Source organism: Streptomyces sp. NBC_01381, from assembly GCF_026340305.1.
Lineage (GTDB): Bacteria > Actinomycetota > Actinomycetes > Streptomycetales > Streptomycetaceae > Streptomyces.
Genome location: NZ_JAPEPI010000002.1, coordinates 338,016 through 353,852, shown reverse-complemented (window position 1 = coordinate 353,852; position 15,837 = coordinate 338,016). Strand labels below are relative to the sequence as shown.

The 15,837-nt window shown below is 68.3% G+C and carries 13 protein-coding genes; 7 read left to right on the top strand and 6 right to left on the bottom strand.

Annotation, left to right across the window (positions count from 1 at the left end; genetic code table 11):
• Window positions 1-55: 55 nt before the first annotated feature.
• The 5 genes from OG453_RS23345 to OG453_RS23325 form a co-directional block, all read right to left on the bottom strand.
• On the bottom strand, window positions 56-1,402 hold the full coding sequence (locus OG453_RS23345; RefSeq protein WP_266870392.1) for a CpaF family protein: 1,347 nt from the start codon (window positions 1,400-1,402) through the stop codon (window positions 56-58).
• A gap of 9 nt (window positions 1,403-1,411) precedes the next feature.
• Window positions 1,412-1,741: a TadE/TadG family type IV pilus assembly protein gene (locus OG453_RS23340; protein ID WP_266870391.1), complete on the bottom strand. Its 330-nt coding sequence runs from the start codon at window positions 1,739-1,741 to the stop codon at window positions 1,412-1,414.
• Between the two features lie 113 nt (window positions 1,742-1,854).
• On the bottom strand, window positions 1,855-3,468 hold the full coding sequence (locus OG453_RS23335; RefSeq protein WP_266870390.1) for an AAA family ATPase: 1,614 nt from the start codon (window positions 3,466-3,468) through the stop codon (window positions 1,855-1,857).
• Window positions 3,469-3,698: 230 nt separating this feature from the next.
• Complete coding sequence (cpaB, locus tag OG453_RS23330) at window positions 3,699-4,415, bottom strand: Flp pilus assembly protein CpaB (protein WP_266870389.1); 717 nt, start codon at window positions 4,413-4,415, stop codon at window positions 3,699-3,701.
• Window positions 4,416-4,508: 93 nt separating this feature from the next.
• Window positions 4,509-5,396, bottom strand: a complete 888-nt coding sequence (locus tag OG453_RS23325; protein ID WP_266870388.1) for a hypothetical protein — start codon at window positions 5,394-5,396, stop codon at window positions 4,509-4,511.
• Window positions 5,397-5,705: 309 nt separating this feature from the next.
• Between OG453_RS23325 and OG453_RS23320 the strand changes: the two genes are divergently transcribed.
• Window positions 5,706-6,719: a chitinase gene (locus tag OG453_RS23320; protein ID WP_323178661.1), complete on the top strand. Its 1,014-nt coding sequence runs from the start codon at window positions 5,706-5,708 to the stop codon at window positions 6,717-6,719.
• Window positions 6,720-6,785: 66 nt separating this feature from the next.
• On the opposite strand, the gene OG453_RS23315 is transcribed toward OG453_RS23320, so the two are convergent.
• On the bottom strand, window positions 6,786-8,111 hold the full coding sequence (locus OG453_RS23315) for an Nramp family divalent metal transporter (RefSeq protein WP_266870386.1): 1,326 nt from the start codon (window positions 8,109-8,111) through the stop codon (window positions 6,786-6,788).
• Between the two features lie 155 nt (window positions 8,112-8,266).
• Here OG453_RS23315 and OG453_RS23310 point away from each other — a divergent pair, with 155 nt between their 5' ends.
• The 6 genes from OG453_RS23310 (at window position 8,267) to ureC (ending at window position 15,834) form a co-directional block, all read left to right on the top strand.
• The gene (locus tag OG453_RS23310) at window positions 8,267-9,616 is read left to right on the top strand and encodes a M14 family metallopeptidase (RefSeq protein WP_266870385.1); all 1,350 of its coding nucleotides are present in this window, start codon (window positions 8,267-8,269) and stop codon (window positions 9,614-9,616) included.
• 372 nt (window positions 9,617-9,988) lie between these two features.
• Window positions 9,989-11,212, top strand: coding sequence for a transposase (locus tag OG453_RS23305; protein WP_266870384.1), 1,224 nt, complete (start codon window positions 9,989-9,991; stop codon window positions 11,210-11,212).
• 227 nt (window positions 11,213-11,439) lie between these two features.
• Window positions 11,440-12,264, top strand: coding sequence for an MBL fold metallo-hydrolase (locus OG453_RS23300; protein ID WP_266870383.1), 825 nt, complete (start codon window positions 11,440-11,442; stop codon window positions 12,262-12,264).
• Window positions 12,265-12,914: 650 nt separating this feature from the next.
• Entirely contained in the window at window positions 12,915-13,301 is a 387-nt protein-coding gene (gene ureA / locus OG453_RS23295) for an urease subunit gamma (protein ID WP_266870382.1), read from the top strand.
• Between the two features lie 10 nt (window positions 13,302-13,311).
• Entirely contained in the window at window positions 13,312-13,902 is a 591-nt protein-coding gene (locus OG453_RS23290; protein ID WP_266870381.1) for an urease subunit beta, read from the top strand.
• A gap of 33 nt (window positions 13,903-13,935) precedes the next feature.
• Complete coding sequence (ureC, locus tag OG453_RS23285) at window positions 13,936-15,834, top strand: urease subunit alpha (RefSeq protein WP_266870380.1); 1,899 nt, start codon at window positions 13,936-13,938, stop codon at window positions 15,832-15,834.
• The last annotated feature ends 3 nt before the right edge of the window (window positions 15,835-15,837 follow it).

Below are 15,837 nucleotides of genomic sequence, written 5' to 3'. Positions count from 1 at the left end.
CCAGGGAGCTGCCCGGGGGGCGCCTGCTCGTGCGCTCGCGCACTCGCCCTCGTACTCATCCGATCGCCTCTCGTGTGTTCAGTACGTCGATGGCCTGCGCGACCCCGAAGCCCTGCGGGACCGGCTCCCCCGCCAGATACAGCCGGTCGGCGACCGAGCGGGGCAGCGGCAGGTGCTCGAAGTAGCCGTGGACGCGGCGGTCCGTGGAAGCGGCGGCCTGGCGGGGGATGAAGCGGGTCACCGGGGCGATGCGGAACTGTTCGCGGCCGTGCGAGACGAGGAGGACGATCTCGGCGATCTTGCGGGAGCCGTCCGCGTGCCGGGCCAGTTGGACGACCACGTCCACCGCCGAGTTGATCTGGTCCTTCAGTGCCTCGAAGGGGATCTGGACCTCGGACATGGAGCCCAGGGTCTGGAGGCGCATGAGGGCATCCTCCGCCGTGTTCGCGTGGACCGTCGCCAGTGAGCCGTCGTGGCCCGTCGACATGGCTTGCAGCATGTCGAGCGTCTCGCCGCCTCGTACCTCGCCGACGATGATGCGGTCGGGGCGCATGCGGAGGCTGTTCCGGACCAGGTCGCGGATGGTGATCTGGCCCTTGCCCTCGACGTTCGGGGGGCGGGATTCGAGGCGGATCACGTGGTCCTGCTGGAGCTGCAGTTCGGCCGAGTCCTCGATGGTGATGATGCGTTCGTGGGCCGGGAGGAGGCCGGAGAGCGCGTTGAGGAGGGTCGTCTTTCCGGAGCCTGTGCCTCCGGACACGATGATGTTGAAGCGGGCTCGTACGAAGGCCGAAAGCAGGAGCAGCATGTGCTCGTCGAGCGAGCCCAGGTCGATGAGCTCGTGCAGGGTGTACGCGCGGGGGAAGCGGCGGATGGTGAGTGTCGCGCCGGTCAGGGCGAGGGGCGGGATGATCACGTTGACGCGCTCGCCCGTGGGCAGGCGCGCGTCGACCATCGGGTTCGACTCGTCCACACGGCGGTTGACCGTGGAGACGATGCGTTCGATCGTCTGCATCAGTTGGTCGTTCGATGCGAAACGGAGGGGGAGTTGTTCCACCCTTCCTGCTCGTTCCACGAAGATCGAGTCCGGGCCGTTGACCATGATCTCTGTGATCGAGGCATCCGCGAGGAGTGGTTCCAGTACGCCGAGGCCCAGCGCCTCGTCGACCACGCGGCGGATCAGCTGGGCGCGCTCGGAGGTCGACTGGACCGGGCCCTCGCGGCTGATGATGTGGCCAAGGACGCGTTCCAGGCGGACGCGGCGGTCCGCGGCCGTGAGGGACGACATCTCGGCGAGGTCGATCTCTTCGAGGAGCTTGGAGCGGTAGACGGCCACGAGGCTGTCGTCGCGGGTGGGTCCTGCGTCGGTCTGCGGGGTCGCCACGCGGTCGCGGAGGCTCATTCTCTTGGCTCAGCTCCCGTCTGCTGCGTCGTCGTTGGGCATGGTGGCTTCCTTTGTCACGCTCCAGTTCGTGTCCACGAAGGGGAGGAGCGTGGGGACTTGGACGGTGACGGTGGCCGTGGTCGTGTCCGCGCCGCCGCCGATGGCGACGGTGGAGTCGAGGCTGCCGTCCATGGCGGCCTGGCCCGCGGCTTCCCCTCCCTCGCCCTGGGAGGCGACTCTCGCTGCCGCGCGGGCTCCTGAGCCTGCCTGGTTGGCGGCGTAGCCGACCAGGCCGAGCTGGATGGCCGCGAGGCCGATGAGGAGGAGGATGGGGAGGAAACCGGCGAACTCGAGCATGGATACGCCGCGGTCGTCGAAGCGGGGGTTCTTTGGATTCAGCCCGTCCGGCGTTTGAGGACGAACTCGGCGGAGCCGGTGATCGGCGGTGCGTGCAGCCGCCGGGTGCGTACTCACCCGTCATCCCCCTCCTTCGCCGCCCCCGCCTCCCCGTTGACCTCCCAGCCCGTGTCCATTCCCGGGAAGAACAGGGGGACCTGCGCGTCGACGTGGGCCTTCCAGACCGTGCCCTCGTCCGTGCAGGACACCGCCGCGCCCTGCCAGGCGGAAGGGAGGTGCTCGCGGGCCGCGGCTGTGCATGCTGCCTCCGCGCCCTCGCCCGCTGCGTACGCGGCCGTCGCGGCGCGGGCCGCCTCGTCGGCGGCGTTGCCCGCGAGGGAGAACGTGTAGCCGTACAGGGCGCACTGCCAGAGGATGGCCATGACGGCCAGGAGCAGGGGGAACATGCCGGCGAATTCGAGGGTCACCGCGCCCCGGTCGCCGCCCCTTTTCCGCAGGGCCAGTGCGCCCCGCTTCCCGGCGCCCGTCGCCGACTCCACGTCGACCAGGCCCAGTTCGCCCGCCAGGGCCCAGAGGGACTGCTTGACGGTGGACTTGCTGTCCAGGTCCTGCATGCGGCCCGCGTCCACCGCGCCCTGCAGTTCCTTGAACGCCGCGGGGACGGTGGTGCGGGCGACGCGTGTGCCGGTCACCCGCTCGACCAGGGACGGCTGGATCTCCGTGCCCTTGCCGTGGCGGTTGACGACGGTGAGGGTCTCCTCGGCCTTGCGGATCTGGAGGCGGTCCCACAGGCGGACCATGCGCTTGGCGGCGCGGACCGCGACGACGTCGGGGGTCACCAAGAGGAGGGCCTGGTCGGCCAGTTCGATGGCTGCCGCCGTCGCCGAGGTGACGTATGTGCCGCAGTCGACCAGGACGACGTCGTAGCGGGTGCGGAGGGCGCCGATCGTCTGGCGGGCCACCCGGTCGGTGATCTCTTCGCCGCGTTCGCCGTCGGCGGGGGCCAGGAGGAGGCCGATGCCGGTCTCGTGGGTGTAGACGGCGTCCTGGAGGACGCGGGGGTTGATGTCGGTGATCGCAGCGAGGTCGGCGATGGAGCGGCGGAACTGTACGTCCAGGTAGGAGGCGACGTCTCCGGACTGGAGGTCCAGGTCGAGGAGGGCGACGGTGCGGCCGGATGCCCTTGCGGCGAGAGCGAGTTGGACGGTGGCGAGGGTGGTGCCCACGCCGCCCTTCGCACCGCTGACGGCGACGACCTGTCCGCCGCCGGGGGTCTCCCCCGGTCCCCCGGTGTAGAGCTCCATGCCGGTGCTGCCGAGGTGGCGGCGCATGCCGGCCGACCAGGCGGCCGCGGCGTGCACGCGTTCGGCCAGGGCGTCGTACGCGAGGGGGAAGCCGATGATGCCCCGGGCGCCGGAGTCCATGGCGGCGGTGAGGAGGCCGGGGCTGGTGTCGGCGGTGATGAGGACGACGCCGACCGCCGGGAAGCGGAGCACCAGGTCCCGGATGAGGTCGAGGGCGGGGACGGGGCCGATGCGCTCGTGGATGAGGACGACCTCGGGGAGCTCGTCGAGCGACTCCGCGGCGAGGCGGGCGAGGTGGTCGAGCAGGGCGGTGGAATCGGCTACGGGGAGGGCGGGTTCGGCGTCGGGGAGCTGCCCGATGAGGGTGCTGAGGGCTCGGGCGGCATCGATGTCGCCCACCGCGGGGAGAATCCTGGTCGTCACGTACCGCTCCCGCCTGCGGCGCGCTGGGCGCCACGCTCATTCGCACCCGGCAGCGACGGCTGTGCCCACCCATCCCCAAGCTCTCGGCTTCGCTCGAGCAGGGGAGACCCCACTCGCCGTGCGGAACGCCTGCCCACAGCAGGGAGCTGCAGGGTAATCGGGTGGGTGGGTGGGAGACATCCGCCGCGGAGCGGCGGTTCTGGCGACGTGGACCTCATCCGCGGGGCCTCCTACTTGTCCTCGTCGAGTGTGTACGTCCGGTCACCCCGCGGGATCGCCGCGTCCCCGCCCTTGCCCACCAGGGCCAGCCGCACATGCGTGGCGAACGACTCCGCGTACGCGACCCGTTGCGCATCGGCCGTGTCGAGGGCAAACGTGATCGGCACCGCCTCGCTCTCCGTGCGGCGGCTGCTCCGGTCGTCGTCCCGGTCGGGGTCAAGGGCCGTCAGCTTGCCCACGTCGATCACCTTCGCCGACTCGACGATGACCTTCGACTGGTCCTTCGCCGTATCGGTCTCGCCCTTGAACGTGGCGTAGATGTTCACCGTCGACCCCGGAGTGATCTTCCCGGCGACGCCCGTGGCCGCGTCGATCAGGATGGCGATCTCCTGCTGCCCCGGGGAGAGTTCGGGCCGCTTCACGATCATGTCCGACTGGAGGAGCGAGCCCTTGCGCAGCTCCGTCACCGCGATCTTGCCGCGGATCTGGCGGAGGTCGGTGACCGCGTTGTCGGACAGCCACCGCTCCGGCATCTCGACCTTCTCGAACTGGTCGGCGCTCAGTTCCTTGTAGGGGGCGACGTCCCCCTTGAGCTTGTACGCCGCGACCTCCGGCCCCACCTTCGAGTTCACGTCACGGATCACCGAGAGGACGCCCGCGAACGCGCCGAACGCGGCCAGGACCGAGAGGACCAGCAGGATGACGCCGCGGCGCTGGCGTGAGTTCATGGACCGGAATACCTCGATCGAGTGCGGATGGCTACGGACAGTGAGCGGTGTGGCGCGCGGTCGTTCGGTGGCGTACGCGAGAGGGAGCGCACCCTAGGTCGCGCCCCTCGGGAGTGCGCGTACGGCGGGTGACGGTGAGGAGCGTTCGGGGGGCGGCGGCAGCGGTGCGGCGCAGAAGCCGCAGCGGTCGCCGATGAGTTCGAGGCCGCACCAGTGGCAGTCGTCCCGGCGGACGGACGTGACCAGTTGGTAGAGCACGGAGATGTCGGGGATGGCCGCCGCGAACTCGACGAGCTTGGGCGTCGCCCACCAGCGTGCGGACTCCGCGGGCAGCCGGGCCTCGGTGACGCCCTGGGTGCGCCAGGCCGGCGCGAGGGTTCCGGTGACCCAGTCGGGGGCCAGTTGGCCGGTGGCGTACAGCATCTTCGTACCGAATCCGGGGCCGGAGAGGCTTGCCTCGCCCGTGAGCTTCACCAGCTCGGGGCGGGGGGTGGCAAGGACGGCGAACTGGGCGCCGGGGACCCAGGACTTGGCGTGGGACTGGAGCGTGACGGGGACGCGGTCCAGCTTGGCGACGGAGCCGAGCAGCGCGCCCGCGTAGATGTAGTGGGAGAGCAGGCGGGCCGCGGAGGCGAGGACGCCGGGGCTGAAGTCGCAGATGGAGAGCTGGCGCAGCTGGAGCGCCAGGACGGCCATGCCCAGGGGCGGCAGGTCGGGGCGGAGGATGGCGATGCGGTCGCTCTCCAGTACGGAGCGGATCGCGTGCAGCCGGTGCACCACGGCGGGCGGTGCGGAGGCGGGGCAGAGGACGATCACATAGCCGTGGTGCTCGATGAGCGTGTGCATCTCGGTGAGCGACTGGTCCAGGGAGTACGTCCGTGGTGACTGGACGGCGCTCTGCAGGACGGCCGCCGACGGGGTGTGCCGGTCGGGCGACGGCAGCACCAGGTCGGGGCCGGTGACGGCTATGGCGGTCGGCATGCCTACACCCCCAGTCTGCGCCCACTTCGTACCGTTCTCTGTGCACTTCGGGGCACTTCGTGCCGGTGTCCATGCACTTCCGCCTCAGCACCATATCCAGGTCAGGGCCGCCTCAACACCCAACTTCCCACTGTTCACGAAGAGGTTGGCCGGTCCTGCGGGGTGCGGGTGGCGCCAGAGGTCTTGACAACTCAATTGGTCTGGACCAACTTGTACGACCAAGCGAGCGCTCCGAACCCGAGCCCCGACCCCCAGGTTCCCCCCACGCACCACTCACGCACCCCCCAACTCCCCCCACCGGAGGCAGAAGTGGACCACGCACGCGGCAGGACACGCAGGAAGGCAGGTACCGTCATCGGATTGGCAACGGCCCTGGCCCTCGCGCTCACCGGCCTGCTGACCGGCGGCGCCGACAACGCCGACGCCGGCACCCGCGCGGTACCGAAGCACGCGGTGACCGGTTACTGGCAGAACTTCAACAACGGCGCCACGGTCCAGAAGCTGAGCGACGTACCGGGCGACTACGACATCATCGCGGTCTCCTTCGCCGACGCGACCGGCACGCCCGGAGAGATCACCTTCAACCTCGACTCGGCCGGGCTCGGCGGCTACACCGTCGAGCAGTTCAAGGCCGACATCAAGGCCAAGCAGGCGGCCGGGAAGTCCGTGATCATCTCGGTCGGCGGCGAGAAGGGCGCGGTGTCCGTCAACGACGGCGCGTCCGCGACCGCCTTCGCCGACTCGACGTACAAGCTGATGCAGGAGTACGGCTTCGACGGCGTCGACATCGACCTGGAGAACGGGCTCAACTCGACGTACATGACGCAGGCACTCAAGTCCCTTGCGGGTAAGGCCGGTTCGGGGCTTGTCCTGACGATGGCGCCGCAGACGATCGACATGCAGTCGACGTCCAACGAGTACTTCAAGACGGCGCTCGCCGTGAAGGACATCCTCACGGTCGTCAACATGCAGTACTACAACAGCGGTTCGATGCTGGGCTGTGACGGCAAGGTCTACAGCCAGGGCTCGGTGGACTTCCTCACCGCGCTCGCCTGCATCCAGCTGGAGGGCGGCCTCGCGCCGTCGCAGGTCGGCATAGGCGTCCCCGCCTCGTCGAAGGCGGCGGGCAGCGGCTATGTCGCGCCGTCGGTGGTGAACCAGGCCCTGGGCTGCCTGGCGAAGGGCACCAGCTGTGGCTCCTTCAAGCCGTCCAAGACGTACCCGGACATCCGGGGTGCGATGACCTGGTCCACGAACTGGGACGCGGCGGACGGCAGCGCCTGGTCGAAGGCGGTCGGACCGCACGTCCACGGGCTGCCGTAGCCCGCACGAGCACCACTGAGACCCGCAGCGCCGCCGCTCCCCCGGCGGCGTTGTGGCGTTGTGGCGTCAGAAGAAGCTGCCCCAGTCCTGGTCCGTGATCTGCTTGATGCACAGGACCAGGAACAGCAGGCCCGCGATCGCCAGCATGCCGTTGCTGAGCCAGCCGTTGCGCCATTCCCTGGGCGTGCGCGAGGAGTTGAGCAGCCAGACCAGGGTGAGCGCGAGGAACGGCATGAAGGCCGCGCCCAGGACGCCGTAGATGATGATGAGGCGGAACGGCTGGCCCTGGAAGAGCAGGATCATCGGCGGGAAGGTCAGCCACAGCAGGTACGCGCGGAACGGCACCGACTTCTCGCGGGCGCCGGATGCCACCTCCTCGCCGGTCAGCGCCTTGTCGTCGGCGCCGGCCCGCTGCTTGCGGTAGCGCTCGACGAAGTCGGCGAACATCAGGCTCACGCCGTGCCACACGCCGATCAGCGAGGTGAAGGACGTGGCGAAGAAGCCGATCAGGAAGAGCTTGGCGGTGGCGGACCCGTACTCCTTCTCCAGGATGTCGGAGAGCTGTACGAGGCCCTTGTCGCCGCTGGCGATGGAGACGTTCGCGGAGTGCAGGATCTCGGCGCCGACGAAGAGCATGGCGACGACGAAGATGCCGGTGGTGATGTACGCGACGCGGTTGTCGAGCCGCATCACCTTCATCCAGCCGGAGTCGGTCCAGCCCTTGGCGTTGACCCAATAGCCGTACGCGGCAAGGGTGATGGTGCCACCGACGCCGCCGATCAGGCCGAGCGTGTTGAGGATCGAGTCCTTCTCGTCGGGCAGCACGGGCAGCAGTCCCGCGAAGGCGTCGCCCAGGTGCGGGGTGACGCGGATGGCGAGATAGACGGTGACGAGGAACATGACGCCGACGAGGACCGTCATGACCTTCTCGAAGACGGCGTACTTGTTGAACCAGACGAAGACCAGGCCGACGAGGCCGGTCAGGATCCCCCACCACTTGAGGTCCATGACGTCGGGGAACAGCGCCTGGAGCGGCAGTCCGGACGACGACATGGCGGCCGCCCCATAGACGTACCCCCAGATCACGACGTAGACGACGAAGAACCACGTCGTCCAGCGGCCGAGGCTGGCCCAGCCGTCGAAGAGGGTGCGGCCGGTGGAGAGGTGCCAGCGGCCCGCGGCCTCGGCGAGCGAGATCTTCACGACGCAGCCGATGACGGCGGCCCACAGCAGGGTGTAGCCGAAGTTGCTGCCCGCGATGAGGGTCGCGACGAGGTCGCCCGCGCCGACGCCGGTCGCGGCGACGACGATGCCGGGTCCGATGTACTTCCAACTGGACTTGCGGGGCTGGTTGGTTGCTACGCCACCTGTGGTATCCGCGGTATCCGCCATGAGATCAAGCTCGCGTAAAGACGCCTGGTGCACAAGGGGTCGGAGGGATTGGCCAGAGACTGCATTGACCGGAACATGCCACTGCCCCACCATGGGGCCGCACCTCGCACCTCGCACCGTCGCAGTGAACCACCCCCCACCTCTCAGGAGACTTCATGCGACTTCGCATACGCAGGCACCTACGCGGAAGAAGGTCAGCCGCCCTGGCGGCCGTCCTCGCCCTGGCCGTGGCGGCACCCCTGACCGCCAACGCCGCACCGGCCGATCCGGCCCCCCGGCGGACGGCGGCGGCAGAGGAGGAGAAAACACAGCAGTACGAGATCAGCACGCACTCGACGCCCGTCACGCGCACCAAGATTGCCCGCACGGGCGTGAGCATCGACGACTTCGACAGCCATGTCGTGACGGTGTCGGCCACCGCCGCGCAGGTACGCGAACTGCGCGTGCAGGGCTATGAGTTGAAGGCAATCGCCGCGCCGCCGAAGCGTACGAACGGCAAGGAGGCCAAGCCGAAGGACTTCCCGCCGGCCGACTCCAAGTACCACAACTACGCCGAGATGAACGCGGAGATCGACCAGCGCGTCGCCGCCCACCCGGACATCATGACCAAGAAGGTCATCGGCAAGTCCCACGAGGGCCGCGACATCATCGCGGTGAAGATCAGTGACAACGCCGCCACGGACGAGGCCGAGCCCGAGGTCCTCTTCACCCACCACCAGCACGCGCGCGAGCACCTCACGGTGGAGATGGCGCTGTATCTGGTGCGGGAACTCGGCGACGACTACGGCACGGACGCGCGGATCAAGAAGATGGTCGACGACCGCGAGATCTGGATCGTCCCCGACGTGAACCCGGACGGCGGAGAGTACGACATCGCGTCCGGCTCCTACCGCAGCTGGCGCAAGAACCGGCAGCCCAACTCCGGTTCGTCCAACGTCGGCACCGACCTGAACCGCAACTGGGACTACAAGTGGGGCTGCTGCGGCGGCTCTTCGGGCTCGACGGGCTCGGAGACGTACCGCGGCAAGGCCGGCGAGTCCGCCCCCGAGGTGAAGGTCCTCGCCGACTTCGTACGCGGCCGGATCGTCGGCGGCAAGCAGCAGATCACCGCGGCGATCGACTTCCACACGTACAGCGAACTCGTCCTGTGGCCCTACGGCTACACCTACGACGACACCGCGGAGGGGCTCACCCAGGACGACCGCGACGCGCACGCGGCGGTCGGCGAGAAGATGGCCGCCAGCAACGGCTACACGCCCGAGCAGTCCAGTGATCTCTACATCACGGACGGCACCATTGACGACTGGCTCTGGGGCGACCAGAAGATCTTCTCGTACACCTTCGAGATGTACCCGTCGTCGTCCGGCGGCGGTGGCTTCTACCCGCCCGACGAGGTGATCGACCGGGAGACGGACCGCAACCGGGACGCGGTGCTTCAACTCCTGGAGAACGCGGACTGCATGTATCGGTCGATCGGCAAGGAGGAGCAGTACTGCGCGAGTTGAGGGCGATAGGCAGGGGCCGTCGCTGTTCGGCGGCCCCTGCCCCTGTCCCTCAGCACCCTGTCGGCGCCCAACGCCGGTGCGGCCAGCAAGCGTTCGCGGACCGGGCCGAGCACAGGGCCGACCATGCGGTGGGCGTCGATGAGGGGCACGGCGAGGTCCTCGACGCGGAACCGTTTTTGACTGAGGCCTTCGCCGGCGAGCTCCGCGTCCAGGGTGAGCCGCACCTCACCCCAGCGCCCGAACGAACGCGCGTGCCCATGTTCGCTAATGAGGGTGACCTAAACGAGAGAGATGTGCGGGTGTGCGGATCTCGCTCATATGGTCGCGTAATGACGAGCGTGGGGGACCGGAACGCGGGCGGGGGATATCGGCATGGCGGCAGCGGTGGAGAGCGACGGTGTGGGGCGGGCCCGGTACACGTTTAGGCTGCGCTTGTCGTCCACCGCCCGCACGGCTCTGCTGACCGAGTGGCACCGGTGCCGGTGGGTGTGGAACGAGTGTGTTGCCAAGTCCAAGGCCGTGTACGTACACAACAAGGCCCATCCGCAGGACAAGCAGACGTGTGGCCCGGCGCAGCTCGACAAAATGCTGACCGAAGCCCGCGCCCGTACGCAGTGGCTGCGTGAGGGCTCGTCGGTTCCGCAGCAGCAGATCATCCGTGACTTCGGCCGCTCCCGCGCGAAGGCGCACAAGGACATCAAAGAGCGCCTGCCCATGGCACTCCGGGCAGGAATGCCAAACCACAAGAAGAGGCGTGAGGCACGGCCAACCCTCAACTACACCCGGCGCGGGTTCCGGCTGAGTGGCGGTCAGTTGCACCTGGCTGGGGGCATCGTCGTGACGGTGGTGTGGTCGCGGGACCTGCCCGCCCGGCCAACCAGCGTGCGCGTGTACCAGGACAGCCTCGGGCACTGGTACGGCTCGTTCGTCGTCGCCGTTGAAGCTCAGCCGTTGCCCGAAGCCGGCGCGGTGATCGGTGTGGACTGGGGCGTGCGGGAGATTGCCACCACCACCTCCGAGAGCCACGATCTGCCGCATCCCGGGCACGGCAAGAAGGCCCAGCAGAAGCTGACCCGTTACGACCGGATGATGGCCCGACGCAAGCAGAGGAAGAGCCACCATGCTTCGAAGGGTTACCGCGAGGCGAAGCACCTGCGGGCCAAGGCACACCAAAAGGCCGCGAGGCAGAGGGAGGACACCGGTCGCAAGTGGGCCAAGAAGGTGGTCCGCGACCACGACGCCCTCGCCGTGGAGGACTTCAAACCCAAGTTCCTTGCCAAGACCACCATGGCCCGCAAGGCCGCTGACGCCGCCATCGGCGCCACCAAGGCCACTCTGATCGCGATGGGACGTAAACACGGGCGGGACGTTCGCCTGGTACATCCTGCGTACACCACGATGGACTGCGCACAGTGCGGAGCGAGAGCCAAGCACGCACTGCCGCTGGGTGAGCGCACCTACACCTGCACCGCGTGCGGAGCCGTGTCCCCACGGGACAAGAACTCCGCACGCGTGATGCTCGTCCGGGCTGGTCTCAACCCGGCTGGTGCTGAGGGCGGAAGACCTCCTGGAGCGCTGCTCCAGGAGGCGGCCTGAGCCAGGAATCCCCTCCCTTCGGGGAGGGGAGGATTCAAAAGCCCGTTCGGTTCTCCCCCCTCGCCTTCCATTGCACAGCGGCCGCCGGTCGGACTTCGGGCACGCGCGGGGCGGAATCCGGTCGTACGGGGGCTTCGCCCAGGTGCGGCGGCCATGGAAAAGGACGACGATGGACCCATAGAGGCCGCGACGCGATCACCATCCCTGAGGGGGCATGGAGATGTGTCATGCGCGTCCACAAGGTTCGCCCCGACATCAGCGCCCTGAGCGACAGTCTTGAAGTGCCGGGGATAGGACACATCCCGGTCAACGCCTTTGTGCTGCACGCCTCCCAGCCCGTGGTCGTCGACACCGGCCTCGGGCTGCCCGACCGCAACTTCCTGGAGACGCTCGGCACCGTCCTCGATCCCGCCGACGTCCGCTGGATCTGGCTCACCCACCCGGACCGGGATCACACGGGCGGGATCTTCGCTCTCCTCGACGCGGCGCCCAAGGCGAAGGTCGTCACCACGTTCGCGGGCGCGGGGATCATGTCCTGTGAGCGTCCGCTGCCGATGGACCGCATCCATCTGGTCAACCCCGGGCAGACGCTGGACGTCGGCGACCGCACCCTCACGGGGTTCAGGCCGCCGCTCTTCGACAACCCGGCCACGGTCGGCTTCTTCGACGACAAGTCGGGGACCTGCTTCAGCTCCGACTGCTTCGGCGGGCCGATGGCCACCGCCGAACTGGCGGAGGCCGACGACGTCCGCCAGGTCCCCGTCGAGGACCTGCGGGCCGCGCAGCTGCTCTGGGCGACGGTCGACAGCCCCTGGGTGCAGGTCGTGGACCCGGTGAAGTTCCTGGACAGCTTCCAGCCGCTGCGGGACGGCGCACCCGAGCTCATCCTCTCCACACATCTCCCGGCGGCCCGCGGCATCTCCGGGACGATGATGGACACCCTGGGCTCGGCGGCCGGAGCCTCACCGTTCGTGGGCCCCGACCAGGCGGCCCTCGAACAGATGCTGGCCGGCTTCGAGCCGGCGGGCGGGCAGCACCCGGTCGCGTCATGACGGCCGGGCACCCGGTCACGTCATGACGAAGGCACTGGCCGCGCGTGGCGGGATGTGTGGCTGAGGAGAAGTGCCCCTGGCTGATCGGGGGGTGTTGCGGCTTGATCCCGATCACTCGCATGGGTGAATGAAGCTCGGTTCGGGCGAGTTCACGTGCAGTTCTGCCTTTGCTTTGGTGTGCGAGCCATTGCGTGTGGAGAGCGGCTCGTCAAGTTCGCGGACCAGTGGAGGAGAAGGTATATGGGCTGGTTGGTCAGGCTTTCGTGGACCCCGTCGGCGTGTGCTGTATCCGCTGATGTGTGACGGCAAGACCGCCGGCGCGGCCTGTCCCGGCGGCCTGTCCTGACCGACATCGCCCCAGGCTTCCGACCCGGCCACGTGCACGCCGCGCCCTCGGCCCCTCCGGCCTCGGCTGCGGCGGCCCGCCCGACCCAAGTCCTGGCGATACGACCACGCGCCCTCCTGTTGGACGAGATCACCTCATTGCCCACCACGGCACTGCAAGGTGCCTGTCGAGGGGCGTCGGCCAGGAGGTGTGCGGGCACGGTCCGGTCGCGCCGCCAGGCTCACGACACCGCGGCCCTGCAGAAGTTTCGCCGACCCTGATCCGCCCGGGGTCAGGGCGCCATCACCACCACCGAGGAGCACGGATGCACCTGATTCCCTCAGAGCAGGAAAAGCTGCTGCTGAGCGTGGCCGGGATGCTCGCCAGCTACCGCAAGGAACGCGGCATCAAGCTGAACCACCCCGAGGCCGTGGCCTACATCAGTTGCTGGGTCATCGAGGAAGCCCGGGCGGGCAGCTACACCGTCGACCAGATGATGAGCGACCCCAGCATTCCCCTGGACGACCGGAAGGGCGACACCCAAGGCGAGGGAGAGCGCGTCCTCACGACTGACGACGTCATGGAGGGCGTGCCCGAGATGCTCGACATCCTCCAGATCGAGGCGACCTTCCCCGACGGCCGCAAGCTCGTCACCCTCTACGACCCGATCCGCGCGCCGATCCCCGCCCCGGTCCCCGCCCCGAGCAGCTGAGGACGAACCCATGCCCTACTTCCAGTCGCTGACCACGCCGCCTGTGCCGGTCAAACAGCCCGTGCCCGCGCCGCCCGGCCCGGGCGAGAAGTTCGGAGGGTTGATGCCCCTGCCCAAGCCCTCTGCCCTGGATCCGAGCAAGTCCTACGACTTTTCCCAGTACAAGGTGGGAGGAGTGTGGGTCAAGGATTCGGGCCCCCACAAGCTCAACTCCCAAGGTGACAAGGCCACTCTCTACGTGGTCAACGTCGGTGACCGCGACATCCAGATCGGTTCGCACATCCACCTGGCCGACGTCAACGAGGACTTGTTGTTCTTCACTGACGAGGAGAAGGCCGCCGACGCCGAGATTGTTCTGACGGACCCTCAGCTTTCGCGGCCTGAACAGATCGCCGCAGCCCGCCAGTTGGCGCATGACCGGTCGAAGACGCCGGGACAGGCCCCCTGGGGATACCGCCTTGATGTCGCTCCGGGGAACTCCAAGCGGTTCAGCCCCGAGAACTCGCCCAGCGACAGGATCGAGGTCGTGGAGATCGGCGGGAATCGGCGTGTTCCGGGCCTGCGCAAGGACAAGCAGGCCGGCGACGTCGCCCTCGACTGACAGGGCCCTTGTACACCCAGCTGGAGGACAGCAATGACGATCATCTCCCGCAAGGACTATGCGAAGTCCTACGGCCCGACCGTAGGCGACCAGGTCCGCCTGGGCGACACCAACCTCTGGATCGAGGTCACCCACGACCTGACCTTCGGCGGCGACGAGGCGATCTTCGGCGGCGGCAAGACCATCCGCGAGTCGATGCTGCAGGGCACCACCACCAGTGCGGAGGGCGCCCCCGACACCGTGATCACCAACGTCATCATCCTGGACATCGCCCCCGCCCAGGAGCTGGCAAGCCTCGTACCGGGTGAGAACGCCAGCAAGAACGCCGTCGTGCGTGCCGACGTCGGCATCAAGGGCCGCGAGATCGTCGCGATCGGCAAGGCCGGCAACAGCGATGTCATGACTGGGGTCACCCCCGGGCTGGAGATCGGTCCTTCCACGGACGTGATCTCTGGCGAGGGCAAGATCCTCACCGCCGGCGCCGTCGACACCCATGTGCACTACATCTCCCCCTCGGCTGTCATGGAGGCCCTGGCCACAGGGACCACCACCCTGGTCGGCGGTGGCGTGGGCCCCTCTGAGGGATCGAAGGCGACCACCGTGACGCCCGGCCCGCAGCACCTGGTGAACCTGCACCGTAGCTTCGACGACCTGCCGGTCAACGTCATGCTGCTGGGCAAGGGCAACACCGTCAGCAAGGACGGCCTGGACGAGCAGGCGCTGGCGGGTGCCGGCGGTTACAAGATCCACGAGGACTGGGGGGCCACCCCGGCAGCTCTGGACGCCGCCCTGAAGGCCGGGGAGGACTGGGGCCTGCAGGTCGCCCTGCACGCCGACTCCCTCAACGAGGCCGGCTTCGTCGATACCACCATCGATGCCATCGGCGGACGCGGCATCCATGTCTTCCACGCCGAGGGTGCCGGTGGCGGGCATGCCCCCGACATTCTGAAGGTGGCTGCCGAAGAACACGTCCTGCCCGCCTCGACGAACCCGACGCTGCCGTACACGGTGAACACCGTGGCCGAGCACATCGACATGCTGGCCTCCGCCCACCACCTGGACCTCAGCAACCCGAACGATCAAGCGTTCGCCGACTCCCGCGTCCGCTCCACGACCATGTTCGCCGAGGACGTACTGCACGACATGGGCGCGATGTCCATCACCTCCTCCGACGCCCAGGCCATGGGCCGCGTCGGCGAGGTCGTGACCCGCACCTGGCAGGTCGCGCACGTCATGAAGGAGTGGAGCCACAAGACCTTCAAGGACGCGAACTTCTTCTACCGGGCCGAGCAGGGGGAGGGCGACAACGCCCGTGCTCTGCGCTACGTGGCCAAGTACACGATCAACCCCGCCATCGCCCACGGCATCGACGAGTACGTCGGTTCGGTGAAGGTGACGAAGCTGGCCGACCTGGTGCTGTGGGACCCGCGGTTCTTCGCCGTACGGCCCGAGGTGGTCATCAAGGGCGGCGCCATGGTGCTCGGCAAGCTGGGAGACCCGAACGGTTCGGTGTCCACCCCGCAGCCCACCTTTCTGCGCCCGGCGATGGCCGACGCGATCGCCTCCCAGGTGTCCTACTCGTTCGTCTCGGACAAGGTCCTCAACCCGCCCAAGGGCATTGACCCGTACAGCACGGTGAGGGGCAAGGGCGTGTTCAAGGACTCCCTGAAGGGCACCCTCGGCCTGCGGCGTGAACTGAAGGGCGCCAAGCCGGTCAAGGGCAAGAAGAAGGAGCACATGGTCTTCAACGACAAGTGCTTCCAGATCGACATCCACCCGACCCAGTTCAAGATCGCGGTGGAGATCCCGGGGGTCGATCCGGCGCAAGGGCACAGCCTCACAGAGCACCCGGACCGTAAGGGCTTCTGGTATCTCGACCAGCCGAACCCTCCGCAGAGCCTGCCGCTCACCCAGCGCTATCTGCTGTTCTGAGGC

Excerpts from the sequence above, each read along its gene's own strand:
- OG453_RS23345 (WP_266870392.1), bottom strand. The coding sequence starts at position 1,402 with ATGAGCCTCCGCGACCGCGTGGCGACCCCGCAGACCGACGCAGGACCC.
- OG453_RS23340 (WP_266870391.1), bottom strand. The coding sequence starts at position 1,741 with ATGCTCGAGTTCGCCGGTTTCCTCCCCATCCTCCTCCTCATCGGCCTC.
- cpaB (WP_266870389.1), bottom strand. The coding sequence starts at position 4,415 with ATGAACTCACGCCAGCGCCGCGGCGTCATCCTGCTGGTCCTCTCGGTC.
- OG453_RS23325 (WP_266870388.1), bottom strand. The coding sequence starts at position 5,396 with ATGCCGACCGCCATAGCCGTCACCGGCCCCGACCTGGTGCTGCCGTCG.
- OG453_RS23315 (WP_266870386.1), bottom strand. The coding sequence starts at position 8,111 with ATGGCGGATACCGCGGATACCACAGGTGGCGTAGCAACCAACCAGCCC.
- OG453_RS23310 (WP_266870385.1), top strand. The coding sequence starts at position 8,267 with ATGCGACTTCGCATACGCAGGCACCTACGCGGAAGAAGGTCAGCCGCC.
- OG453_RS23305 (WP_266870384.1), top strand. The coding sequence starts at position 9,989 with ATGGCGGCAGCGGTGGAGAGCGACGGTGTGGGGCGGGCCCGGTACACG.
- OG453_RS23300 (WP_266870383.1), top strand. The coding sequence starts at position 11,440 with ATGCGCGTCCACAAGGTTCGCCCCGACATCAGCGCCCTGAGCGACAGT.
- ureA (WP_266870382.1), top strand. The coding sequence starts at position 12,915 with ATGCACCTGATTCCCTCAGAGCAGGAAAAGCTGCTGCTGAGCGTGGCC.
- OG453_RS23290 (WP_266870381.1), top strand. The coding sequence starts at position 13,312 with ATGCCCTACTTCCAGTCGCTGACCACGCCGCCTGTGCCGGTCAAACAG.
- ureC (WP_266870380.1), top strand. The coding sequence starts at position 13,936 with ATGACGATCATCTCCCGCAAGGACTATGCGAAGTCCTACGGCCCGACC.